Here is an 18,817-nt window from a genome sequence, read left to right on the forward strand (position 1 = left end):
ACGAAAGGCGAGGAACCTTCACGGTCCACTCGCCTACGGCTATAGCCTACCGCAGACCCGTTCGGTGTGCGTGTCAAGTACCCGTTCGCGTGTCGTTGCGCGTCCGGGTGCGGTGATGCAGGCGTGGCGTGAGCGCGTCGATGACGTCGCCGCACAGGTACAGCGGGACGCCGGTCTGCCGGTCGTAGCCCTTCACGGGGATCGGCCGGCGCGCGCGGTACGCGAGATCGTGCACCGTCTTCGGCTTGATCGTCAGCCCCAGTCTGGCGTCGACCACCGCGACGAGTTCGCGCGCGGTGAACAGCCTGTCGCGGAGTTCGCCGTCGATGCGCCGCTCGTGGGTCTCGCGCGGCACGACGAGGCCGCACGCCTTGCACAGGATCTCGTCGTCGTCGCGGCGCGCCCACAGGTCGGCCTTGCAGACCTCGCACGCCCCGACGTAGCTCGGAAGGGGCCGGCGGTCGACGGTACGCAGCGCGCGGTCGGAGGCGTAGAAGATCTCCTCGTAGGCCGCCGGGGCGTCCTCGGTGAGGGCGAGGGCCGTGACGTGGCGGCGGGTGCCGAGCCACTTCGCGGCGGCCTTGACCGTCAGACGCCCGGGGTGCGTGAACTGCCGCTGGGTGGTGGTGTGGGTCACCCAGGCGTTCAGTGTGTCGGCGAGGACCTCGGCGACCTTGCTGGCGACCTCGTTGTACGGCAGCTTCGAGTCGTCCTCGGTCGCGCCGCGCTTCGCTCTGCGGCCGCGGGGACCGGCCGGGCGCACCGTCTGGCACGTGACCGCGGCGTCGAGCGCGTCAGCGAGCCATTCGGAGAGGACGGTGAGGCGCTCGAGCAGCTTGTCCTGCTCGGCGCGGGTGATGAAGAACCCGTCGACGTTGGTCTGGGTCATCAGCTCGCCTTCTCGGTGTTGACGGTCCAGCGGATGACCAGCCACGTCGCGGCGAGTTCACCCTTACGGGCCGGGTGCTGAGTAGGCCCCACCTCGGTCATGAAGCTGGGGCTGTCGTCGTGGACGATCGGATGGGTAGGGCCGTTGCTGCGGCCGCGGTGCGCGTGGAGGGCATCTTGAGCCGCCTTCCAGATGCCGGCGGACGCGAGGTTCCGAGCGTCCCAGGCGTAGCGGTCCTCGGCGGGACGGTAGTGGTACTCGATCGTGAGGTGGTCGAGGCCGGTTGGGATGTGGGCGGCGCGGGCCCGCCAGGCGACGGAGTGGCGGATGGTGTGGGTGTCGCGGGCGCGCGCGTAGTGGTTCGGGCGGCCGTTCGGGGACATCATCGGTAGGCCGGTGAGGTCGATGACCACCTCGGTCGGCGGCGCGGGCTTCGGTGGGCGGGGCGCGCGGGCCGGGGCGGCGGGTCGCTTCGTGGCCGCGCGCGGCACCCTCGGCGTCTTCGACTTCGGCGGCTTCGGTCCCGCCCACTCGAGGTTCGCCAGGCGGACATCGCTGCGGTCGCCGTTGATCACCCGCGGTCGAGCGCCCTGCGGTGCGGGGCCGGCGTGCGCTTCGAGGACCAGCGCGGCGATGCGCCGGTTCGTCGGCCGGACAGCGGCGTCCCGGCGGATCGACACGTACGGGGAACCGTTCTCGGTGGTGAGGCGGGCGATCGGCTTCCCCTCGATGGTGCGGGGGATGCCGTTGCTCGCGATGCTCGTGTGCGTGACCGAGCGGACGTTGCCGAGGTCGGACACCTCGTAGTGGGCGGAGTCGGGGATCGGGGCCCAGGACTCGGTCACGGTGGTCTCCTCAGCGTCGGGGCCGCAGTCCGAGTGGTCCGTGCGGTCGATGTAGTCGAAGTGGCAGAACTCGCAGATAGGGGCCATCACCACCACCATCGCCAGTCGCCGGTGACCGCGTACCCGCCGAGCGCTGTGAGCATGTAGATCACGGCGACGATGAACATGAATGCGAGGGCTGCGAGTGGGACGGCAACCAGGCCGGTAACAATCCGCCGGCGCATCCCGGGAACGTCAGGGGTGACGGCGACGACGATCCCGGCGAGCGCCGCCCATGCGGTGCCGAGCACGAGGGTTCCGGCGAGGATGCGCGGTAGGTGTTCGATGAGCCAGGTCACGATGATGCCTTTCCGTGCCAAGGTTCCGAGTCCATCGGCTTGCAGTGGATGCACTCACAGTCGTCGCAGAAGCCGTCCCACATGTTTCGCTGACCGGTGGGGGCTGCGTCCAACTCCTCGGCGGTCTCCACCCGGCGCGGATCAGGGGCACCGTCGATGGCACGGGTGATCTGGTCCGCGATCTCGTGGTGCGCGCTGGTCATGTTCGGCGTGTACCCGTAGGTGTCGGCCAGCTCTTGCACCCGCTCGACAATCCGGCCCAGCCGCAGGTTGTCCCCGCCCGCCCGCAGGAGGGCATCGTCGCGATCCTCGATCGTCGCGCGGAGAGCACCCACTTCCTCGGCCAGATCTTCCATCAGGCTCGCCTCGTGGCGGTGTCCCCAGGTTCGCAGGCGAACCGCGAGCCGCGCCGCCCGGACTCGGATGTCGTCGCTCATGACTGCGGCCCCTCGATGGCGCGGCGAAGTCGCGTCACGGCGTACTGAATGCCCCGGTAGGCGATGTTCGGTCCACCGAGACGCTTCTCCCCGAGGGAGGCCAGCCACTCGTCGTGCTCGGGTCCGTTGTCGTCCCAGTCGGTTCGGTGAGCGGCGATCATGTTGACTTCGTGCTTGAAGCGCGCGATGGTCGCGTTCGCCTCAGCCAGGGCGGCCTCAGCCTCCACGGCGGTGCAGAGCTGCTGGTCCTGCCACCGTGCACGTTCGGCATGCTCAGCACGTACCGCTGCGTTCGCCTCAGCCAGTGCGAAATTCACCTCCGCGAGCTGCTGTAGCGCCTCATCCCGGTCGGCCTGGGCAGCGGAAACCTCGTCGCGCTCGCGTCGCGCATCGCCGTCCCGCCAGTTCCGCAGCTTCTGCGCCTCGTCGGCCAGTTCGGCACGGGATAGCGTCATCTCTGCCAGCTCCGTGCGCATGGCGTCGAGCGCATCCCGCAGGCGGCGCACCTCACACGGCCAGTCGTCGCCGCAGGCCGCGCACTCACAGCCCGCGCAGTCGGAGTTCGTGCACTCGGCGAGGTAGTGGTGCTCGTCGGCTTCGCGGATGAGGTCGGTCGGGTCACTCGCCATCGCTGGTCACCCCTTCCGCAGCCTTCGCGGCAGCCAGCAGATGCGAGGCGAACTCCACGGCCTCACGCGGACTCCACGGCTCAATCGGCTCGTAGTCCACCCACACCTGCACCTGATCCGCGTACTCGTCATGGACGCCCACCTGCAGGTTGTTGTAGGCCTCACCCCAGGTGGTCGCAGTGTCGTCGTCTTCACGCTCGTTCGGCTTCGGCAGTTCGATGACGGCGAGGTCGTCGGAGGAGGCGATCACGGCAGCGACGTGGGCGGCGTGCGCCTGCGCCAGGGAGCAATCCCCCAGGTCTGCAACCCATCCACAGCGACAGTCCACCTCGTTGAAGTAGGAGAACTGGTGCTTCGCCAGCGTGGCGGCGAGACGGTCCTCGACGGCGCTCACGAGACACGCTCCTGATCGGCCAATTCCAGGTCGTCGCCAACCTGTAGGTCGAACTCCATGAGTCCGGCATCGCTCCGTACGACCTCGTAGAGGTAGGAATTGATCACCTTGGTGATCAACCCGACCGCCTTGCCTTCGTCAAAGCGGTTAGTTACTCGGTCGCCTAGCTTGAACTTCTGAGCGCTCACTGTCCCACCTCCAGGCGTGCACGCTCAGCACGGATACCGGCGAGGTAGGCGTCGACGCACTCCCAGTAGGTGGGTGTATCGAACTCCCACCGCGTGCGGGCGTACTCCTCGGCCCGCTCACGGTCGGCGGCGTCCTGCTCGGCCTCGGCGCGCTCGCGGTCCAGGCGCTCAGCCTGCCGATACAGGACGTTCTCGGCGTCGATGAGGGCGGCCTGAGCGTCGTGGAGTGCCAACGTCGCCGTCACGTGCGTCAGGAACTCCGCGACCTGCCGCAGGTGTTCGGGGTTGCCCGGGTCCAGCGGGGCGGGCTGCCGATTCTCAAGCACCGCGTCCACCGCCTCCATCACCGCACACCCACCCTCGGGCACGCCGATCTGCTCGAACAGGTACTTCAGGCCACGTGGGAGCCACTTCCCGAACCCCGGAACCGTCACGTACCCCTCCGGCTCCAGCGGAGCGGGAGCGGCGTCCGTCAGATCCTCGGTGCCACGCCAACCCGGCTGCACGTCCAGCTTCGGGGCGGTCATGCTGCACCTCGCGTCCCGCGGGGCGAGTGCACGCACAGGAAGCACGGTTCCGGGGCCCCAGCAGCCTCCTGGCGACACTTCCGGCCGCACTCCGGGCACACACCCTCAACAGACACCTTCGACGCGTCACGGAGCGCCTGCTCCGCCGCCCGATGCCGATCCGCACGCACCGACTCCTCCGCGAACGACAGTCCACTTGGAGCGTAAAACCTTGAGCTTCTTCGCATTCCGACCACCTCCGGTCCTTCCATTCTATCGGCCCAACGGCCGCTACCTGTTGTCCGAGAACACATTTCGATCACGATTCCGTGCGGGACCGGCACGGCCTCCGCGCGTAGATCACCCGGCCCGAATCCACGTCGATCCGGCACAACTCCCCCGCCGGCGCCTCGCACTCCGGGCACACCACCGCGAGCGCTGTCGCCGGATACACCTCGGCGCCGTCCGAGCCCGCACCGATCGCCCGCCGGTCGATGGCCGCGTTCACCCGCCGCGACCGCACCCGCAGACCAGCCGCGATGACCTCCGCCAACTCCGGAGCCGACGCCGACGGATCCGCCATCGCCCGCTCCTCCACACCGGCCAACGCATCCGCCAGAGACACCCGCCGATCGTTCAGGGCCTTCGCCCACACGTCCGCGACGAACTTCACCGCGTCCTCGTCGTCCACCCGCGGCGCCGTCCGCGTATGCCAGCCCGTGATGAACATCTGCACCCGCAGCGCGCCCGCCCGATCCACCGTCATGAGATCCCCTTCTGGTCGTTCGACTCCTCCTCGGCGATGAGCCGGGCGAGGGTCCTGGTCTTGTGCTCCGGTCTGGCCGCCCCGGCCTTGCCGCCCTGCCGTGCCCGCGCCGCATCCGCCACCAGGTGCGGCAGCAGCCCCGGGCCGGCGTCGGATCTTCTGGCCCACTCCGTCAGCGCCGCCTCGAGGTCCCGGCGGTCCACGTTCGGATCGTTCGCCATCCGCTGCGCCTGCTCGGCGACCTTCCGCTGCACGTCCTTCGGGATCCCGGCGGGCACGTGCTGGCGGACCAGCGTCAGCACCGACGAGCCGACGTGGACCTTCGGGGCGCGGCTGGCGATCTCCACGACCGGCGCGTCGTCGGTGACGAGCATGAGCTCGGCGCGGTCGTCGTCCGGCTCCGGCGGGATCGGGGTGCCATCACCGAACGCGGTTGTCCCATCGGGACGCCCATCGTCCGCGCGCGCGTCAGGCAGCACGCCGTTAGGCGTGCTGGGTCGGGTCGGGTCGGGTCGGGTCGGGGAACCGTGACGCCCACCGGGACCGCCCCCCGGACTGACGCCAGGTGTCCCACCGGGACGCCCACCGTCCGTCCCTGATCTTTTCGACTCGCGCCACGCAGCCTTACGCTCGCGCTCCTTCCGGCGGTCCTCATCCACTTGGGCCTTCGTCGGCTGATACAGCCGCCAGTCGTGGAACATCCAGCCGCCGTCCGGGTGGGTGTCCCACAGCCCCGCATCGACCAGGCGGCCGGCGAGCGCCACGCCATCGGGCCACGACTCCACAACCCACCGCTCCACGTACCCATCCGTCAGGTACGCCATGCAGTGCGACCCCGCGAGCGCCCACAACCCGATCGCAGCGAGACCCGCGCGCCGCGCCTTCGGATGCGAGTGCAGCGCGTCGTCGACCTTGAACCACACCATCAGGGCACCTCGATTCGTCTCTTCGCGCCGCTGTCCGACAGCTGCACCCACCCCACGGCCGTCCACACCGGCACCTCGCACGGCCCGTCCACCGACAGCCGCGAGATAAGCCAGCCCTTCCGCTCCGACTCCGCGCGCGACCCACGGACCCGGCCCAGCTGCGGGTGCTCCACAGACCGGCCTTCGATGACGTCGTGACACCACGAGCACAGGGCGAGCCCGTTCGCCGCCCGGTTCACCGCAGGGTCCGACGTACCGCCGAGCCCCCGCGGCCGCCGGTGATGCACCTGATCCACCGGCAGGGCGCCGCAGAGCTCACATACCCCGCCTGCGCGCTCGAGGATCAGCTCACGGACCGCGCGGGGGAACCCCTCGGGGCGGCGCGGGCCGCGCGCGGAGACAGGCTTCGCGAGGCGGTCCGGCCGCGGCTTGATCTGGCTCATGCCGCCACCGCCGCTCCGCCGAGGGCCAGGGCCGCGCGCTCACCGAGCCACCGAGCCACGTTCACCGGCACCGCGTTCCCGATCTGCCGCTTCACGTCCTCCGACTTCCCCACGAACTCGTACGAGTCCGGGAAGCCCTGCGCGCGGGCGCACTCGCGGTTGGTCAGCATCCGGTGCCACTGCCGGCCGTCGTGGTCGACGGTCGCCACCGCGTGATGGTTGCCGCCGGCCGTGACCGTGGCGAGCCGATGCCGATCGGCCCGGCGCGGCCGCGCGTTCCGGCGGTACGTCACCAGGTGCGGCACGCCCGGCTCGGTGATCGCGTCGATCTGGTCGGCGACGTACAAGCGCCGCTCCACCGGCTTCCCACGGTCGAGGTCGAGGATGTCCGCGGCGAACACCGGCTCGAGCTCGGGCGGCGTGAGGTCCAGCTCGACCCCGTCGAGGGTCGCGGCGCCGAACGCTCGCAGCCGGTGCTGCCCGTGCGCGAAGTCGGCGGCGTCGAGGATCATCTCCCCGTCGGTGCGGTACCCGAGGGTGCGGAGCCCTTCCAGCCACCACGGATGCAGCGACCACTTCAGGAACTCGGGCACGTTCTCCCAGAAGATCACCGGGTACCGGTGCACCTCCGCCGCCTCGATGACAGCGAACGCGGTCGCCCGGTCTATCGCACCGGCGTCGGCGCGTAACCGCTCCACCTCCGCCGGGGGCCGTTTCCGGCCGCCAGCGCGGGCGTGCCACACGCACGACGGTGACGCCCACAGGATGTCCGTCGACGGGAAGGAGCGCCAGTCGGTCTCGGACAGGTCCGCCGTCCGGTGTTCGGTCCCGGGGTGGTTCTTCTGATGCGTCGCGACAGCCGTGGGCCAATGGTTCGCGGCGATCTCCACGTGGATGCCGGCGTCGGAGAGTCCTTGCGAGCTCCCGCCAGCGCCAGCGAATAGGTCGGTCGCGGTGATGGTCATGCCGCCCACCTCTCGTCCAGCGACGCCGCAGCGTTCACCCGGTCGAACCGACGCCACGCCGCGCGCAGATCCAGCTCCGCCGCCTCCACCGCCCGCACACCGCCGTTCTGCACCGCGTGGCAGAACCGACGCCACGCCCTCTCGCTATCCGCCTGCGCCTCCTTGAGCGCTCTCGTTCCGTACATGGCGGTCAGAAGGGCGGGTCGGTGTTGTCGGAGCCGCCGAACGCGCCGCCGGCCGGGGCCGAACCCCACGGATCGTCCTGCTGCGCGGGACGCTGCTGCGCCGGCTGTCCACCGCGGGCCGCGCGGACCGGCTTCGCCACCGCATACCGCAGCGACGCGCCGATCTCCTCCACGTCGAGCTCCACGACGGTGCGCCGGTTGCCATCCCGGTCGTCGTACGACCGCTGCTTCAACCGGCCCGACACCATGACCCGGCAGCCCTTCGTCAGGGACTCGGCGACGTTCTCCGCCTGCTCCTTCCACACGCTGCAGCGCATGAACAGCGCGTCGCCGTCCTTCCACTCCCGCGTGTCCTTGTCGTACGTGCGCGGCGTCGCGGCGACGGTGAAGTTCGCGACCGCGGCACCCGACGGCGTGAACCGCAACTCCGGGTCGGCCGTGAGGTTCCCGATGATCGTGAGGGTGGTCTCGTTCGCCATGGTCATGCTCCTTCTCCGCGGCCAGCGACCGCGTACATCTGTCTGATGGAGGCGCCCACCGACTGGTAGGCGCGTAGTTCGTCCTGCAGGGCCCGGTGCTGCCGGTCCGCGTACCGGTACGCGGCGTCAGCGACATCACGGGTCTCCCGCTGCTTGTGCGTGGCGAGCTCGGCGGCGTACTTCCGCTCGTGCGCGGCGCCGTCGTGGGCCAGGTAGGCGCCGGCGAACGCCCGGTCGTAGTCCCGGTCCGCAGTGAGAAATGCCTCGTAGCGGTCCGAGCAGACCTTCACGCCCGCCGCGATGCGGTTCGCGATCCCTCGGATCGCCTGCTCGATGTCCACCGGGTTCAGCACCTCGCCGGTCACGACTCGACTCCGAGCGCTACCCGGGCCAGCCACAGCCACGTCTCTCGCTGCTCCGCCGGCACGTCGTCCCACGGCGGCGCGTCGACGGTGAGGTCCGTCGCCGGGGTTCCGTCGAGGACCAGCTCGCACGCCTGCTGCAGCCGCTTCGCCGCCGCGAGCACCACCCGGTTCGGGGGCATCGCGTCGTCGCGCTGCATCCGGCCGTGCGCCAGCAGATCCTGCGGGGCAGTCACGACTCCTCCAACCGGTCCGCGAGGACCAGAAGATGCGCGGCCAGCTCGCGCAGTCCGTCCGGCGACGACATGCCAGAGAGCGACTTACCGGCCACCCAGCCAGGGTCGATGCCGATGGTGACCGTGTCGGCGACCCCCTGCCCCATCGGGGCGTGCTCACCCCACGGATCCAGATGCAAGGCCGCGCCGACGACCATTCCGGGCTCGAGTTCGTTGTAGAGCTTCATGCCGGCACCTCGGTTCCGCCGAGCTCGCCCTGAACCGCAGCCTTGGCCTCATCCGGCGTCGGCTCGGCGAACCCACCGTCCCGCACCCGCTTCGCCAGCGCGTCGAACACCTTCGGATCCGTGCACACGTTCAGCGCGACACCACCGTTCGGCCCCGACGGGGTGATCGCCCAGTCGATAACCGTCTGCGGTGCCACGCCCGCGGTGCGGCACGCCGCGCCGAGCCGGTCCTTCGCCATCTGCAGCGGATCCGGCGGCGCGGACTGCGGCGCGTCCTGTCTGGCCGCGCGCTCGTGCACCGACAGGTCCGGGTCCGGCTCATCCGTCGGCACGGTCAACGCCTGCAGCAGGAACGTCCTGTACGCCACGCTCTGGGCCTTGCTGACCGCCTTGTCCCCGGCGTCCGCGGCCTCACCGAACGCGACCCCGGCGAACGAGTCCCCGGCGGGCCCGAACACGGTGTACCGCATCCGCACCGTCGCGTTCTTCATCTGCCCGCCGGACTTCGTCGGGTACCGCTCGACCTCGATGTGCTCAGCGGTCGGGACGATCACGACGCCGTGCTCGCGGAGCGCCGGGCCGACATGGTTCATCACGGCGTCGATGCCGCGGAAGTTGAACCGCGCCGGGCCGCTCTCGGCGCGCTCGCCCTTGCGGATGCCCTGCACGGCGCCCATGACGGCGGCGAACGCCTCGTAGACAGTCGGCTGCGTCGTCGCGGTCATGCGGCACCCCCGAGCTCGGGCATCGCGGCGCCCTGAAGCAGCGCGCGGGCCCGGTCCGTCACCGCGGCCTGCCACGACGGGTCGGTCAGGGTGACCGCGCCCAGCTTCACTCCGTCGTGCCGCGCCGCGCGCCGGTCCCCCGGCTGCAGACTGGCCGCCGCGAGCGCGCGGGTCGCGTCGACCTCGCCCTTCACGACCTTCGCCACCGCGGTCTGCATCGCGAGCCGCCCGTACACGTCGAGCACCGCGGTCTCTCCTCCTCGATCATCTTGTCGTCGCTCATCTCTCGTCCTCCTCGTCGTTCGTGGGCGGCAGCACGTCCAGCCCCGTGTTCGTCGGGCCGCTCGGCCCCGGTTCCAACAGCCAGCCCAGGACCAGCGCGAACAACACCCATCCGGCGAACAGCAAGCTCCCCATCACCGCGCACCCCTGATCCGGGTCATGGCGTGCTGCACCTGCACGTACGTGATGCCCAGCGCGGCCGCGCAATCCCGCCTCGCGCCATGAGGCAACGCCCGCAGCGGATCGATTCCCGCCGCCGCGAAGTACGCCTCGATCGCCTCGATGCGCTTCACCACCACCGGGTCACGCGGGCGCCCCGCCCGCCGGTCCGCGCGCTCCGTTCGGTCCCGGATGTTCCGCAGTGACCACGCGAACGCCTCCACCGACTCGATGCCCAGCGCCTCCATCGCCCGCGGACGTACACCCTTCGGCAGAGGCTGCAACGGGTCGATGCCCTCGGCGGCGAACCACGCCCGCATCCGGGTCTCGCGCTCCTGGACCTCCGGCGCGCGCTCGGCGCGCGGGCGGGCCCGCCCCATCCAGTCCTCGCGCCAGCCGATCATCTTCCGCAGGGACTGGACCTCGCGGTCGGTCAGCCGCGTCCGTCGCGTCTCGCCCTGCACCGGGGCGGTCATGCGAGGCCCCGGTGCAGGGCGTCGGTCAGCGGAGTAGGGCCCGCCAGGCGAGTCCTCAGCGCATCCATGCCGTCGTGCGACAGAACGTCGTACACATCGCCGACCGCCGACTCCGGGTCTTCCTCGCACCGGCACCGTGACGGCAGCACCGTCTGCCCGCTCGCGATGAAGTGCTCGAACCGTTCCGCGGTGTTGATCACCGCACCCGGGCCGGGATGCCCGCGGCCCTCGAGCGCGTGGTCGCCCGCCCAGTCGCACGCCACCTCGAGGGCGGCGAGCCGGATCTCCTGCTCCGGGGTCATCAGCACACCTCGTCGGGGTTCGCGCGGGCGATGCACTCGCGGTACTCCTTCGCGATCTGCCGGGCACGCTCGAGCGCCGCCGCGCGGTCGCGGGCCTGCACCTGCGCCTCGTAGGCGGCGAGCGCCTTCTCGTAAGCCTCGACCTCCTCCTCGGTGGCGTCGTCATCCGGCTTCGCCGGCTTCTCGCCCACGCTCGGGATCGACACCGGAGTGTCGAAGCTCGGGCCGGGCGTGCCGCTTCCGTCGTCGATCTGCGCGCCCACCGACCGCGGGCCCGACCCGTCGTCGATCGGCGCCGGCTCCGCCCACGCCGGAACCGCGCAGCTCGCCACCACCAACACGCCAGCGGCCGCCACCCACAGCCGGTTCATCGTCTTCCTGCTCATCACAGCTCCTCGTCGTTGTTGCGCCTCTCGGCGCTGAAAATCACGTCCTCCCGCGCCAGCACGGCGCGGCCGTCGAACATCCGCACCGACCAGCGGCGCGCACCGCCCGTGCTGAACGGGCCCCTCATCACGTGGCCGAACGCGCCGGCCACCTTCACCAGCTCGTGCGCCCGGAACCCGGTCATCTCGGGTGCTGCTCCTCCGCGAGACCCGCCATGTCCCGGCCGAAACGCGCCTCAACCGCCGCATCCGCCTCGGCCTCCGCCCGGTCCGCGCGCCGCTGCAGCACCGCCATCGCCGCCGACAACACCGCCACGACGAGCAGGCCCGCGACGAGCACCGCCAGCGCCAGCTGCGCCTCCGCGCTCACCGGACGACCGCCTTCAGCGCGGCGACCTGCTTCTGCAGCAGCTCGATCACCGTCTCCACCTGCTGCACCAGGCCGAAGTCCGACAGGTCGTCCGCGGTCCACTGCGTCAGGAACTTCTCGAGGTCCCCGGCCAGGTTGTGCACCCGCCCCGCGATGCGGAGGCGCTCCGCCCGCTCGTCGAGCAGCTCCTGCGCCAGCGCGGTCGCCGCGCCCGCGTTCAGCTCACACCGATCCCACGGGCCGCCGAGCGGGCCCGGCACCGACTCCATCCGGGAACGTGCGCGGTCCACAAGGTCCTGCGCCGTCAGCGCGCGAACCCTGGCCTGCGCCGCGACGACCAGGTCCACCTGCTGATCAGCCGGCGTCATCGACCCGCCTCCCGCTCGTGCAGGCTGTAGATCAACAGCCACGTCGGGACCAGAGCAGCCAGCCCGAGGAACGTCAGCCCGTTCACGCCGCCACCCCCAGCCCCAACGCGGCGCGCAGCGGCGCCGTCGGCACCGAGTACCGGCCGCCGATCCGCAGCACCGGCACACCCGCCGCCAGAAACCCGCGGCCCTCCGCGTTGTCGCACGCCTTCCGCGCCGCCGCGTACATGTGCGTCCGGCCCACGCCCAACGCGTCCGCGGTGACCATCACCGTCGTCGCCGCGTACGTCGTCAGCTCGTGCTCGATCTGCGCGGTCGTCATCCGCTCCGGCTCGCTCACGCGATCACCTCGATCCGGTCCGCCGGGAGCGCCATCTCGTACGGCTCCGCGAAGTCCCTGTGGTTCAGCACCACCTGGCCCATCAGCGCGCCGTCCGCGCCGACGAACCAGCCGGCGAGGTCGACCACATTCATCGGCAGATCGAGCTGGTCGTCCGGGCCGCCGTCCTCCCGCGGGAGCGCGCGGACCAGCGCCGCGGTCACCGCGCACCGCCCTGGGCCGTGCGGGCACCGACCATCGCTGCGTCGAACAAGGCGTCCTGCTGCCACTGCTCGAGGTCGTCCCAGGCGGGGCTGATGATCCGGCCGTCGTCGGCGTGAACACGGTCCGCGAATCTGGCGGCGACCGCATCCCGGACGGCGGTCTCGAACTCGTTCACCCACTGCAGGGCGAGACGCAGTTCGGAGTAGTCGTGCTCGCCGATGTGATCCAGGGTGAACCGGGCATCCAGGTAGTCCGAGTACGACGGGGTCACGGTGGTGGTCATCGCTCGACCGCCTTGAACTCGCCGGACTGGCGTCCGTAGTGTGCGAGCTCGTTGATCAGCTTCGTCGCATCCGAGCCGACCACGCTGTACGGGCCGATCTCGAAGTGCCACCCCTGGTCGTCGAGCACCGTCCGCACGGGCACGTTGATCCACTGGTCGGTCGCGTCGACCCGCATGGTGACCATCTGCTCGTGGTCGATGTGCCGCTCCCCCGCGTACTCCGCGTCAGTCGAGCGGTCGTCGTCGAAGACGGGGATCACGACGCCACCTCCAGGTTCGGGAGGAGGCCCACGAGGCGCGCCAGGTCGACCGCGTGGATGGCCTTGACGTACAGCGTCTTGCGGGCCTGCCCGTTGTTCCGACGCGGAGCGTGCCGCTGCTCCTTCACGTCGAACCAGGTGAACGAGCGCTTCCCGGCGCGCGGGCGGTACTCGGTCTCGACGACCTTGCAGCCCTTCTTCTCCGACCACCGCTCGAAGTGCTTCGGGTAGATCAGGTCCTTCTCGTCGCGGAGGAGCGCGAACGCCTGCGGCTCGGTCAGCCCGTAGGTGCGGCCCCAGTCCTTCACGAGCATCACGTCGTCGTCGACGATCACGTGGGTGTTGACGTACTCGACGGCGGGGCGGTCGTGCTCGATCTGCTCCACGAGCGCGGCGTTCTTCTCCGTCAGCGCGTCGTTGCGACGCGTGAGGATCTGGAATGCCTCGAACAGCTTCTCGTCCTCGGACAGCTGCCGGGCAGGAGCGTCGTGCTCGGCGTCGAGAAGGTAGGTGCGGACCTCGCGGGCCGTCTCGCTGTCGCGGAGAAGCATCCCCACGCGGAGGACGGCGCGACGGGGAAACAGCGCGAGCGACGGCGCCGTGTCCGGCATCCCCAGGTCGGCGGGAGTCAGGTTCATCTTGAACCCGACCTCTCCCCGGGCGATGACGGTGTAGCCGTCCGACTCGAACTCCTCGCGGTTCCGCTTCACAGTGTTCTTCACGGTCTCGACGGGTACGCCGTAGAACTCGGCGATCATCGGCGTGCTCACATGCACCCCGTCAGGCAGGGTGCGCAGCACGCCCACCCGGTCGAGCACATCCGTACGCCCGGCGAGCTGGTCCCGCTCGTTCCGTGCGTCCGGTAAGGTCAGGTCTGACACCTGAGACTCCTATCTATTGGTTGTCGATCGGCCTTCACCTGTTCCCGCAGGTGGGGGCCATTTCTATGCCGCCGCCGTGCGCCTCGTGCGCACATGCGCAGTAGGCACTTCGGCCAAAAAAAGAGACCCCGGGGGCGCGTTCAGCGCGCGCTCGATCGCGGCCGCCGTCTTCCCGTTGCATGTGGACCGCTGTCCGCTACGCAGGTGCCCGACGATCGCCTTGCTGACGCCCGCCTTGGTGCCGAGCGAGACATTGGTCTCGCCACGGAATTCCATGTACTGACGGAGCGCGTCTCGGCTGATGAGCTTCACCCACAACCTCCTCTCCGTGATGTTCATGCCCGCCTCCTTGACGTATCTGCGAGCCTAGCGCCTCGCTAGGCACTGCGCAACTGTATCCGGAAACAGATACGCACGCAACCTGAAGTTGCGCGCGCCCACCTGCATGTCACGGAACTACATGCGCGTTATCTGTATCCGTGCCGGATACAGTGATGGTTGCCATGTAGCCGAACCAGCCGGGAGAGTCTGTAGCCGTGAGCGACCTAGCCGACCTGATCCGAGCGAAGGTCCCGGAGAAGTCCAACCGGCAGATCGCGAAGGCGGTCGGGGTGGCGCCCGGAACCATCGACGGGATCATGCGTGGTGACCGTGCCCCTGGGCTCGACACCCTCGACAAGATCGCTCATGCGCTGAAGATCCCCATCGAGCAGCTTCGTGAAGCGGCTGGGCAGCCACGCGGCGAGGCCGCCCCGTACAGCCCTCCGCCCGAAGCGAACTTGCTCAACGATCCCCAGCGCCGAGCACTCGACGAGCTCATCAAGAGCATCGTCGCTACGCGAGGAGCTACCGATGCTGAACGATCCGACCGAACCGGTACGCCGGGCTCGTCCGAGGACACCCAGGACCAGGCGAGTGAAGACCAGAAGACCGCCTACGCCGGTCTCGGCGCAAGCGAACTGAAAACCGCCATCGAGCAGCACCCGGCGGTCGCCTACGCGGAGATGGTCCAGGACCCCCTGGAACTCCTCGCGATCACCTTCGTCGGAGCGATCGACCAAGCCGAGCAGGCAACAGACGCATTCCTACGAGAGTCACTCGCAACAGCGGACCTGGTTGTTGGGGCTGTAGGGACGACTCCAGAAATGGTGGCCGGGCTGATCGCTTCCGAGCGTGAGACCATCGACACCGCAGTCCAATGGGCCAACGGGCTCAAGCGCATCACCCCTCACAGGGCTGCCTACCTCGACGTCCTCGCAACGTCCTGGATCGCACTCCTTGATGAGTTCATCGAAGGAGCGCGCAAGCCCCGAACGGAGCTGGTCGCCCTGACTGAAGACGATGTCGAGGCGGTTTCCGGCAGGATCAACGAGGCCGCCGATCGCATGGTGGCTGCGCTATCAACAGCGCACCAAATGTACGACCGTCTACGGGCGAATCGCTCTGGACGCACCACGATAGGCGGGGTCTCAGTCAGCGACGACGACGCCCGGATCTACTCCGAGTACGAACAAGGCCTCGCTCAAACAGAGGCGTTTCTCGCTGGAGCAGCAGCGGCTATCCAGCAGCCGGTTGCCGCGCAGGTCCATCGCCTTGCGGATCACCGCAGCCAGGCGGGGGCCTTGCGGCAAAGCGAAAGGTGGGCAGCCCGCGACCTGGGCGACGAGCCGGTCGGCCGGAAGATCCGACGCCGGCAGGACGAAGCCGGCGAGACCCCCGATCCCGAGGGCCCGGAGGGCGGGGCGTGATGATGGCCTCGCCCTGGCCTGCCCACAAGGCCAGCCACGTGTTGAAGAAGATCCTCATGAAGCAGCTCGGGTATCGCCGCGCCCGGCAGTCCGGCAGTCACGTGACCCTCGTCGCGGAGGCCAGACCTGCGATAACCTGGGCGTACCACAACGGGGACACCGTTCCTCCGCGCGTGCTCAGGGACATACTGGTCAACCAGGTGGGGCTGACGATGGACCAAGCCAGGAAGGTGGCAGGGATATGACCGACGTGCACGTCGTACTCACGACCTACGGCGACCTCGGCTGGGCCATCCACAGCCCACAGCTCCCAGGCCTCGTCGGTGGCCGCGCCACCGCCGACAGCATCATTCGCGACACCGCCGACATCCTCATGTTCGCGGGCATCGGGAACCTACCCGAACCGCGCGTGATCACACACGAGGAGCACGCCCTCGAAGACCCCGCAGGCAACGAATACCTAGTCCGATTCGCCGACGACGAGCACGCCGAGGAACGCGCCAGACTCGCCGGGTACGCGGGGGCGGCCATCGTCGCCGGCGCCTGGTCCGACAGCGACCGCGCTCAGCAGCGCACCCTCGACACCGGTGAGCGCCTGGTGATCAGCGCGGTACGGTCCGACAGCCTCAGCTGGATCCGGGATCAACTCCGGGAGAAGGACGTCGCGACGATGATCGTGATCGCCCAGGAGCCCGACGAACAGGCGGGGCCGGTCATCTGGAACATGCCCTACTCGGTGCCCGGTTTCGACTCCACGGACGGCTACAACCCTGAGGCGTTGGGACTCACGCCCGAGTCGACCATCGAAGACGCGATCCGCGCGACGATGGCCGCCGACGTCGAGCGCATGGGGCAGCGCCTCCCGAAGCCTGATCGCGACGTTGTGCATCGGGAACTTACACGCGTGTAGTTCCTGGTCAGAGCGTTTTCTGTCGGTCCGTACGTGTACAACATCGGGCATGACGATCGAACGCGGAACCTGGCACCCGTGGAGGGAGGCCCGCGCCCGGAACTGGCTGGAGATCCGCTTCGGCGACATCGGGCACACCACGCTCGCCGGGTGCATCAACGGCCGCCGGATCCAGCTGGCCGACGACCTCACCCAGGCCGAGCGACGCTGCACCATCGCGCACGAGCTCGTCCACGACGAGCGCCGCGTCTACCCCCGCGACCCGGTGCTGCAGGCCCGCGAGGAGACCGCGGTCCACGAGATCGCCGCGCGCCGGCTCATCGAGCTCGAGGACCTCGTCGACGTCCTCCGCTGGGCCCGGCACGCCACCGAGGTCGCCGACGAGCTGTGGGTCGACGTGCCGACGCTCCTCGCCCGCGTCCGCGCACTCACCGACGACGAACGAGCCTGGGTCGACGCCCAGGTGGAGGACCGGCCATGCTGACCAACCACGACGGCCCGCGCACCGCACCGGCGCCCGCCCAACCCGACGGCCCGTTCCGCTGGCCGGACGGCGCGATCGTCTTCAGCGACACCTGGGCGCAGTGGTGGGCGTGGCAGCGCGCGGGCGCGCCGGCCGACGCCTGGGAGTCGTTCCGCGCAGCGCCGCCCCCGGCCGGGCCCGTGAGCCTGTGCCGCCGCGGCCTCGACTTCAAGGGCGTCGACCTCCGCGGCCTCGACGATGGCGACGAAGGCGGCTCCGGCAGCACGGAGCACCTGCCGTGGCCGCTCGGCGACGAACCCGACCCGGACGGCCCGGAGTTCGGCGCATGACCGAGCTGACCGATCGCGAGCGCGCGATCCTCGACTTCGAGTCCGCGTGGTGGCAGCTGCGCGGCGCCAAGGAGGACGCCATCCGCGCCCAGTTCGACGTGTCACCGATCCGGTACACGCAGCTGCTGAACCAACTGCTCGACCGACCTGAGGCGCTCGCCTACTCCCCCACCGTCGTGAACAGGCTCCGCCGCATCACCAGGAAGGCACCCTGATGGCCCGCCCACCGCTCCCCCTCGGCACCTGGGGCGCGATCACCCGCGCCCAGACCGCGCCCGGGCAGTGGCGGGCCCGGGCGAAGTACCGCGACTGGGACGGCCGCACACGCACCGTCGAGCGGTTCGGCGCCTCAGGCGCGAAGGCCGAGGCCGCGCTCAAGGTCGCCCTCCGCGACCGCGCACGGCCCGCCGCCGCGCCGGCCGACGTCACCCGAGACACCAACCTCGCCGACCTCGGGACCATCTGGCTCGACACGAAGCGCCGCCAGAACCTCGCGCCGAAGACGATCGAGCTGTACGAGCAGACCATCCGCACCCACGTCACGCCCGCCGTCGGCGAACTCCGCGTCGGCGAGGTCACCATCGGCGGCCTCGAGCGGTTCCTCGACACCAAGACCGGCACCGTGAAGAAGCGCTGTCGCCTCGCCCTGTCCGGGATGATGGGGATCGCCGCGAAGCACGACGCCGTGGACCGGAACCTCGTGCGCGACACCACCCCGGCCGCGGTGCAGCGGAAGAAGCCGCGGGCCATCAGCGCCGCGGAGCTGACGATCCTCCGCGCGCGGGTCGCCGCGTACGCCGGCACCCACGGCGGAGACGGGAAGCCGACCGGGCCGCCGCGCGCCGTCGACCTGCCTGAGCTGTTCGAGGTGTTCATCGGCACGGGCGGCCGGATCAACGAGGTCCTGCCGTTGGAGTGGTCGGACGTCCTGTGGGACTCGAACCAGGTGGTGCTGAACCGCACGAAGGGCGGGGAGAACATGCTGGTGCTGACGCTCCCGCAGTTCGCGATCGACGCGCTGAAGGTCCAGCGGGCCCGGATGCTCCCCGGGGGCCTGGTGTTCCCGTCGAGGGCAGGGACTGCCCGCCTTGCGGCGAACGTGCGGCGTCAGCTGCGGGAGGCCCGCAAGTACGTGGTGCGCGACGCGCGCGGGAAAGCGGATGGGCCTGCGGGGATGTTCGAGTGGGTGACGCCGCACAGCTTCCGGCGGACCGTCGCGACGGTGCTGGCGGAGGAGTTGGGCGAGGAGCGCGCCGCCGGGCAGCTCGGACATTCGGGGCCGGACGTGACGCGCGCGCACTACATTGAGCGGAAGGCGGTGGCGCCGGATTCGTCGGCGGAGCTGCAGCGGAGGCTGGCTCCCAGCCCACCTTTTACCCACCCGAAATGAGCGAAATCAACGGCATTCGGGAGAGTGCCCGCCAGTTTGCCCTCACGGGATGCCGCACAGCACAACACTTCCCGACACCCCCACCCGTCACCGACAGGGCGGAAC

At 70.0% G+C, this 18,817-nt stretch carries 39 protein-coding genes; 7 read left to right on the top strand and 32 right to left on the bottom strand.

All coding sequences use genetic code 11. The annotated features are described in order from the left end of the window. Window positions 1-73: 73 nt before the first annotated feature. The 32 genes from ELY19_RS00415 to ELY19_RS00565 form a co-directional block, all read right to left on the bottom strand. Complete coding sequence (locus ELY19_RS00415; protein ID WP_126194435.1) at window positions 74-889, bottom strand: hypothetical protein; 816 nt, start codon at window positions 887-889, stop codon at window positions 74-76. Beyond that, a complete protein-coding gene (locus tag ELY19_RS00420) occupies window positions 889-1,821 on the bottom strand; it encodes an NUMOD4 domain-containing protein (protein ID WP_164711473.1) in 933 nt (310 codons plus the stop codon). Before ELY19_RS00420 ends, ELY19_RS00415 begins: the two co-directional genes overlap by 1 nt. Beyond that, on the bottom strand, window positions 1,821-2,072 hold the full coding sequence (locus ELY19_RS00425; RefSeq protein ID WP_126194437.1) for a hypothetical protein: 252 nt from the start codon (window positions 2,070-2,072) through the stop codon (window positions 1,821-1,823). The genes ELY19_RS00420 and ELY19_RS00425 overlap by 1 nt, the downstream gene beginning before the upstream one ends. Continuing rightward, entirely contained in the window at window positions 2,069-2,509 is a 441-nt protein-coding gene (locus tag ELY19_RS00430) for a hypothetical protein (RefSeq protein ID WP_126194438.1), read from the bottom strand. The genes ELY19_RS00425 and ELY19_RS00430 overlap by 4 nt, the downstream gene beginning before the upstream one ends. After that, window positions 2,506-3,138: a hypothetical protein gene (locus tag ELY19_RS00435; protein WP_126194439.1), complete on the bottom strand. Its 633-nt coding sequence runs from the start codon at window positions 3,136-3,138 to the stop codon at window positions 2,506-2,508. Before ELY19_RS00435 ends, ELY19_RS00430 begins: the two co-directional genes overlap by 4 nt. After that, complete coding sequence (locus tag ELY19_RS00440) at window positions 3,128-3,532, bottom strand: hypothetical protein (RefSeq protein WP_126194440.1); 405 nt, start codon at window positions 3,530-3,532, stop codon at window positions 3,128-3,130. Before ELY19_RS00440 ends, ELY19_RS00435 begins: the two co-directional genes overlap by 11 nt. After that, window positions 3,529-3,720 (bottom strand): hypothetical protein, encoded by a 192-nt coding sequence (locus ELY19_RS00445; protein ID WP_126194441.1) that lies wholly within the window; start codon window positions 3,718-3,720, stop codon window positions 3,529-3,531. Before ELY19_RS00445 ends, ELY19_RS00440 begins: the two co-directional genes overlap by 4 nt. After that, window positions 3,717-4,247 carry a hypothetical protein gene (locus ELY19_RS00450; protein ID WP_126194442.1) on the bottom strand — a complete coding sequence of 177 codons (531 nt, stop codon included), beginning with the start codon at window positions 4,245-4,247 and terminating at the stop codon, window positions 3,717-3,719. The genes ELY19_RS00445 and ELY19_RS00450 overlap by 4 nt, the downstream gene beginning before the upstream one ends. Window positions 4,248-4,545: 298 nt before the next feature. Continuing rightward, window positions 4,546-4,992 (bottom strand): hypothetical protein, encoded by a 447-nt coding sequence (locus tag ELY19_RS00455; RefSeq protein ID WP_126194443.1) that lies wholly within the window; start codon window positions 4,990-4,992, stop codon window positions 4,546-4,548. Further along, window positions 4,989-5,918, bottom strand: coding sequence for a hypothetical protein (locus ELY19_RS00460; RefSeq protein ID WP_126194444.1), 930 nt, complete (start codon window positions 5,916-5,918; stop codon window positions 4,989-4,991). Before ELY19_RS00460 ends, ELY19_RS00455 begins: the two co-directional genes overlap by 4 nt. Then, complete coding sequence (locus ELY19_RS00465; RefSeq protein WP_126194445.1) at window positions 5,918-6,361, bottom strand: HNH endonuclease; 444 nt, start codon at window positions 6,359-6,361, stop codon at window positions 5,918-5,920. Before ELY19_RS00465 ends, ELY19_RS00460 begins: the two co-directional genes overlap by 1 nt. Then, entirely contained in the window at window positions 6,358-7,326 is a 969-nt protein-coding gene (locus ELY19_RS00470; RefSeq protein WP_126194446.1) for a DNA cytosine methyltransferase, read from the bottom strand. Before ELY19_RS00470 ends, ELY19_RS00465 begins: the two co-directional genes overlap by 4 nt. Beyond that, window positions 7,323-7,511, bottom strand: a complete 189-nt coding sequence (locus tag ELY19_RS00475; protein WP_126194447.1) for a hypothetical protein — start codon at window positions 7,509-7,511, stop codon at window positions 7,323-7,325. Before ELY19_RS00475 ends, ELY19_RS00470 begins: the two co-directional genes overlap by 4 nt. Window positions 7,512-7,516: 5 nt before the next feature. Beyond that, window positions 7,517-7,990, bottom strand: coding sequence for a single-stranded DNA-binding protein (locus tag ELY19_RS00480; protein ID WP_126194448.1), 474 nt, complete (start codon window positions 7,988-7,990; stop codon window positions 7,517-7,519). A 2-nt stretch (window positions 7,991-7,992) separates the two neighbouring features. Continuing rightward, window positions 7,993-8,355, bottom strand: a complete 363-nt coding sequence (locus ELY19_RS00485) for a hypothetical protein (RefSeq protein WP_126194449.1) — start codon at window positions 8,353-8,355, stop codon at window positions 7,993-7,995. After that, window positions 8,352-8,588: a hypothetical protein gene (locus ELY19_RS00490; protein ID WP_126194450.1), complete on the bottom strand. Its 237-nt coding sequence runs from the start codon at window positions 8,586-8,588 to the stop codon at window positions 8,352-8,354. The genes ELY19_RS00485 and ELY19_RS00490 overlap by 4 nt, the downstream gene beginning before the upstream one ends. Further along, a complete protein-coding gene (locus ELY19_RS00495) occupies window positions 8,585-8,815 on the bottom strand; it encodes a hypothetical protein (protein ID WP_126194451.1) in 231 nt (76 codons plus the stop codon). The genes ELY19_RS00490 and ELY19_RS00495 overlap by 4 nt, the downstream gene beginning before the upstream one ends. Further along, window positions 8,812-9,540, bottom strand: coding sequence for an ERF family protein (locus ELY19_RS00500; protein ID WP_126194452.1), 729 nt, complete (start codon window positions 9,538-9,540; stop codon window positions 8,812-8,814). The genes ELY19_RS00495 and ELY19_RS00500 overlap by 4 nt, the downstream gene beginning before the upstream one ends. Next, the gene (locus tag ELY19_RS00505; protein ID WP_126194453.1) at window positions 9,537-9,785 is read right to left on the bottom strand and encodes a hypothetical protein; all 249 of its coding nucleotides are present in this window, start codon (window positions 9,783-9,785) and stop codon (window positions 9,537-9,539) included. The genes ELY19_RS00500 and ELY19_RS00505 overlap by 4 nt, the downstream gene beginning before the upstream one ends. Before the next feature lie 34 nt (window positions 9,786-9,819). Next, window positions 9,820-9,960: a hypothetical protein gene (locus tag ELY19_RS23295; protein ID WP_164711474.1), complete on the bottom strand. Its 141-nt coding sequence runs from the start codon at window positions 9,958-9,960 to the stop codon at window positions 9,820-9,822. Beyond that, window positions 9,957-10,457 (bottom strand): hypothetical protein, encoded by a 501-nt coding sequence (locus tag ELY19_RS00510; RefSeq protein WP_126194454.1) that lies wholly within the window; start codon window positions 10,455-10,457, stop codon window positions 9,957-9,959. The genes ELY19_RS23295 and ELY19_RS00510 overlap by 4 nt, the downstream gene beginning before the upstream one ends. Beyond that, window positions 10,454-10,759, bottom strand: coding sequence for a hypothetical protein (locus ELY19_RS00515; RefSeq protein WP_126194455.1), 306 nt, complete (start codon window positions 10,757-10,759; stop codon window positions 10,454-10,456). Before ELY19_RS00515 ends, ELY19_RS00510 begins: the two co-directional genes overlap by 4 nt. Continuing rightward, the gene (locus tag ELY19_RS00520; RefSeq protein ID WP_126194456.1) at window positions 10,759-11,145 is read right to left on the bottom strand and encodes a hypothetical protein; all 387 of its coding nucleotides are present in this window, start codon (window positions 11,143-11,145) and stop codon (window positions 10,759-10,761) included. The genes ELY19_RS00515 and ELY19_RS00520 overlap by 1 nt, the downstream gene beginning before the upstream one ends. Further along, complete coding sequence (locus tag ELY19_RS00525; protein WP_126194457.1) at window positions 11,145-11,330, bottom strand: hypothetical protein; 186 nt, start codon at window positions 11,328-11,330, stop codon at window positions 11,145-11,147. Before ELY19_RS00525 ends, ELY19_RS00520 begins: the two co-directional genes overlap by 1 nt. Continuing rightward, the gene (locus ELY19_RS00530) at window positions 11,327-11,515 is read right to left on the bottom strand and encodes a hypothetical protein (protein ID WP_126194458.1); all 189 of its coding nucleotides are present in this window, start codon (window positions 11,513-11,515) and stop codon (window positions 11,327-11,329) included. The genes ELY19_RS00525 and ELY19_RS00530 overlap by 4 nt, the downstream gene beginning before the upstream one ends. Continuing rightward, window positions 11,512-11,883, bottom strand: coding sequence for a hypothetical protein (locus ELY19_RS00535; RefSeq protein ID WP_126194459.1), 372 nt, complete (start codon window positions 11,881-11,883; stop codon window positions 11,512-11,514). The genes ELY19_RS00530 and ELY19_RS00535 overlap by 4 nt, the downstream gene beginning before the upstream one ends. 82 nt (window positions 11,884-11,965) lie before the next feature. Beyond that, window positions 11,966-12,223, bottom strand: a complete 258-nt coding sequence (locus ELY19_RS00540; protein WP_227967094.1) for a hypothetical protein — start codon at window positions 12,221-12,223, stop codon at window positions 11,966-11,968. Continuing rightward, the gene (locus ELY19_RS00545; protein WP_126194460.1) at window positions 12,220-12,426 is read right to left on the bottom strand and encodes a hypothetical protein; all 207 of its coding nucleotides are present in this window, start codon (window positions 12,424-12,426) and stop codon (window positions 12,220-12,222) included. Before ELY19_RS00545 ends, ELY19_RS00540 begins: the two co-directional genes overlap by 4 nt. Further along, the gene (locus ELY19_RS00550; RefSeq protein ID WP_126194461.1) at window positions 12,423-12,710 is read right to left on the bottom strand and encodes a hypothetical protein; all 288 of its coding nucleotides are present in this window, start codon (window positions 12,708-12,710) and stop codon (window positions 12,423-12,425) included. The genes ELY19_RS00545 and ELY19_RS00550 overlap by 4 nt, the downstream gene beginning before the upstream one ends. Then, window positions 12,707-12,970, bottom strand: a complete 264-nt coding sequence (locus ELY19_RS00555; protein WP_126194462.1) for a hypothetical protein — start codon at window positions 12,968-12,970, stop codon at window positions 12,707-12,709. The genes ELY19_RS00550 and ELY19_RS00555 overlap by 4 nt, the downstream gene beginning before the upstream one ends. Next, window positions 12,967-13,851 (bottom strand): phage antirepressor KilAC domain-containing protein, encoded by an 885-nt coding sequence (locus ELY19_RS00560; protein ID WP_126194463.1) that lies wholly within the window; start codon window positions 13,849-13,851, stop codon window positions 12,967-12,969. Before ELY19_RS00560 ends, ELY19_RS00555 begins: the two co-directional genes overlap by 4 nt. Before the next feature lie 63 nt (window positions 13,852-13,914). Beyond that, entirely contained in the window at window positions 13,915-14,190 is a 276-nt protein-coding gene (locus tag ELY19_RS00565; RefSeq protein WP_126194464.1) for a hypothetical protein, read from the bottom strand. Between the two features lie 197 nt (window positions 14,191-14,387). Between ELY19_RS00565 and ELY19_RS00570 the strand changes: the two genes are divergently transcribed. The 7 genes from ELY19_RS00570 to ELY19_RS00600 are packed head-to-tail and all read left to right on the top strand — an operon-like array spanning window position 14,388 to window position 18,712. Then, window positions 14,388-15,599: a helix-turn-helix domain-containing protein gene (locus ELY19_RS00570; protein ID WP_126194465.1), complete on the top strand. Its 1,212-nt coding sequence runs from the start codon at window positions 14,388-14,390 to the stop codon at window positions 15,597-15,599. 38 nt (window positions 15,600-15,637) lie between these two features. Next, a complete protein-coding gene (locus tag ELY19_RS00575; RefSeq protein WP_164711475.1) occupies window positions 15,638-15,844 on the top strand; it encodes a type II toxin-antitoxin system HicA family toxin in 207 nt (68 codons plus the stop codon). After that, window positions 15,841-16,509 (top strand): hypothetical protein, encoded by a 669-nt coding sequence (locus ELY19_RS00580; RefSeq protein WP_126194467.1) that lies wholly within the window; start codon window positions 15,841-15,843, stop codon window positions 16,507-16,509. Before ELY19_RS00575 ends, ELY19_RS00580 begins: the two co-directional genes overlap by 4 nt. A 49-nt stretch (window positions 16,510-16,558) precedes the next feature. Further along, the gene (locus tag ELY19_RS00585; protein WP_227967096.1) at window positions 16,559-16,993 is read left to right on the top strand and encodes an ImmA/IrrE family metallo-endopeptidase; all 435 of its coding nucleotides are present in this window, start codon (window positions 16,559-16,561) and stop codon (window positions 16,991-16,993) included. After that, on the top strand, window positions 16,987-17,322 hold the full coding sequence (locus tag ELY19_RS00590) for a hypothetical protein (protein ID WP_126194468.1): 336 nt from the start codon (window positions 16,987-16,989) through the stop codon (window positions 17,320-17,322). The genes ELY19_RS00585 and ELY19_RS00590 overlap by 7 nt, the downstream gene beginning before the upstream one ends. Next, a complete protein-coding gene (locus ELY19_RS00595) occupies window positions 17,319-17,537 on the top strand; it encodes a DUF3263 domain-containing protein (protein WP_126194469.1) in 219 nt (72 codons plus the stop codon). The genes ELY19_RS00590 and ELY19_RS00595 overlap by 4 nt, the downstream gene beginning before the upstream one ends. Then, on the top strand, window positions 17,537-18,712 hold the full coding sequence (locus ELY19_RS00600) for a site-specific integrase (RefSeq protein WP_126194470.1): 1,176 nt from the start codon (window positions 17,537-17,539) through the stop codon (window positions 18,710-18,712). Before ELY19_RS00595 ends, ELY19_RS00600 begins: the two co-directional genes overlap by 1 nt. Window positions 18,713-18,817 lie beyond the last annotated feature (105 nt).

Origin of the sequence: Tsukamurella paurometabola (assembly GCF_900631615.1) — a bacterium.
Lineage (GTDB): Bacteria > Actinomycetota > Actinomycetes > Mycobacteriales > Mycobacteriaceae > Tsukamurella > Tsukamurella paurometabola_A.

Coding starts and splice junctions, on each gene's coding strand:
- ELY19_RS00415 (WP_126194435.1), bottom strand. CDS start 889: ATGACCCAGACCAACGTCGACGGGTTCTTCATCACCCGCGCCGAGCAG.
- ELY19_RS00420 (WP_164711473.1), bottom strand. CDS start 1,821: ATGGCCCCTATCTGCGAGTTCTGCCACTTCGACTACATCGACCGCACG.
- ELY19_RS00430 (WP_126194438.1), bottom strand. CDS start 2,509: ATGAGCGACGACATCCGAGTCCGGGCGGCGCGGCTCGCGGTTCGCCTG.
- ELY19_RS00435 (WP_126194439.1), bottom strand. CDS start 3,138: ATGGCGAGTGACCCGACCGACCTCATCCGCGAAGCCGACGAGCACCAC.
- ELY19_RS00450 (WP_126194442.1), bottom strand. CDS start 4,247: ATGACCGCCCCGAAGCTGGACGTGCAGCCGGGTTGGCGTGGCACCGAG.
- ELY19_RS00455 (WP_126194443.1), bottom strand. CDS start 4,992: ATGACGGTGGATCGGGCGGGCGCGCTGCGGGTGCAGATGTTCATCACG.
- ELY19_RS00460 (WP_126194444.1), bottom strand. CDS start 5,918: ATGGTGTGGTTCAAGGTCGACGACGCGCTGCACTCGCATCCGAAGGCG.
- ELY19_RS00465 (WP_126194445.1), bottom strand. CDS start 6,361: ATGAGCCAGATCAAGCCGCGGCCGGACCGCCTCGCGAAGCCTGTCTCC.
- ELY19_RS00470 (WP_126194446.1), bottom strand. CDS start 7,326: ATGACCATCACCGCGACCGACCTATTCGCTGGCGCTGGCGGGAGCTCG.
- ELY19_RS00475 (WP_126194447.1), bottom strand. CDS start 7,511: ATGTACGGAACGAGAGCGCTCAAGGAGGCGCAGGCGGATAGCGAGAGG.
- ELY19_RS00480 (WP_126194448.1), bottom strand. CDS start 7,990: ATGGCGAACGAGACCACCCTCACGATCATCGGGAACCTCACGGCCGAC.
- ELY19_RS00495 (WP_126194451.1), bottom strand. CDS start 8,815: ATGAAGCTCTACAACGAACTCGAGCCCGGAATGGTCGTCGGCGCGGCC.
- ELY19_RS00500 (WP_126194452.1), bottom strand. CDS start 9,540: ATGACCGCGACGACGCAGCCGACTGTCTACGAGGCGTTCGCCGCCGTC.
- ELY19_RS00510 (WP_126194454.1), bottom strand. CDS start 10,457: ATGACCGCCCCGGTGCAGGGCGAGACGCGACGGACGCGGCTGACCGAC.
- ELY19_RS00515 (WP_126194455.1), bottom strand. CDS start 10,759: ATGACCCCGGAGCAGGAGATCCGGCTCGCCGCCCTCGAGGTGGCGTGC.
- ELY19_RS00520 (WP_126194456.1), bottom strand. CDS start 11,145: ATGAGCAGGAAGACGATGAACCGGCTGTGGGTGGCGGCCGCTGGCGTG.
- ELY19_RS00525 (WP_126194457.1), bottom strand. CDS start 11,330: ATGACCGGGTTCCGGGCGCACGAGCTGGTGAAGGTGGCCGGCGCGTTC.
- ELY19_RS00535 (WP_126194459.1), bottom strand. CDS start 11,883: ATGACGCCGGCTGATCAGCAGGTGGACCTGGTCGTCGCGGCGCAGGCC.
- ELY19_RS00550 (WP_126194461.1), bottom strand. CDS start 12,710: ATGACCACCACCGTGACCCCGTCGTACTCGGACTACCTGGATGCCCGG.
- ELY19_RS00565 (WP_126194464.1), bottom strand. CDS start 14,190: ATGAACATCACGGAGAGGAGGTTGTGGGTGAAGCTCATCAGCCGAGAC.
- ELY19_RS00580 (WP_126194467.1), top strand. CDS start 15,841: ATGACCGACGTGCACGTCGTACTCACGACCTACGGCGACCTCGGCTGG.
- ELY19_RS00585 (WP_227967096.1), top strand. CDS start 16,559: ATGACGATCGAACGCGGAACCTGGCACCCGTGGAGGGAGGCCCGCGCC.
- ELY19_RS00590 (WP_126194468.1), top strand. CDS start 16,987: ATGCTGACCAACCACGACGGCCCGCGCACCGCACCGGCGCCCGCCCAA.
- ELY19_RS00595 (WP_126194469.1), top strand. CDS start 17,319: ATGACCGAGCTGACCGATCGCGAGCGCGCGATCCTCGACTTCGAGTCC.
- ELY19_RS00600 (WP_126194470.1), top strand. CDS start 17,537: ATGGCCCGCCCACCGCTCCCCCTCGGCACCTGGGGCGCGATCACCCGC.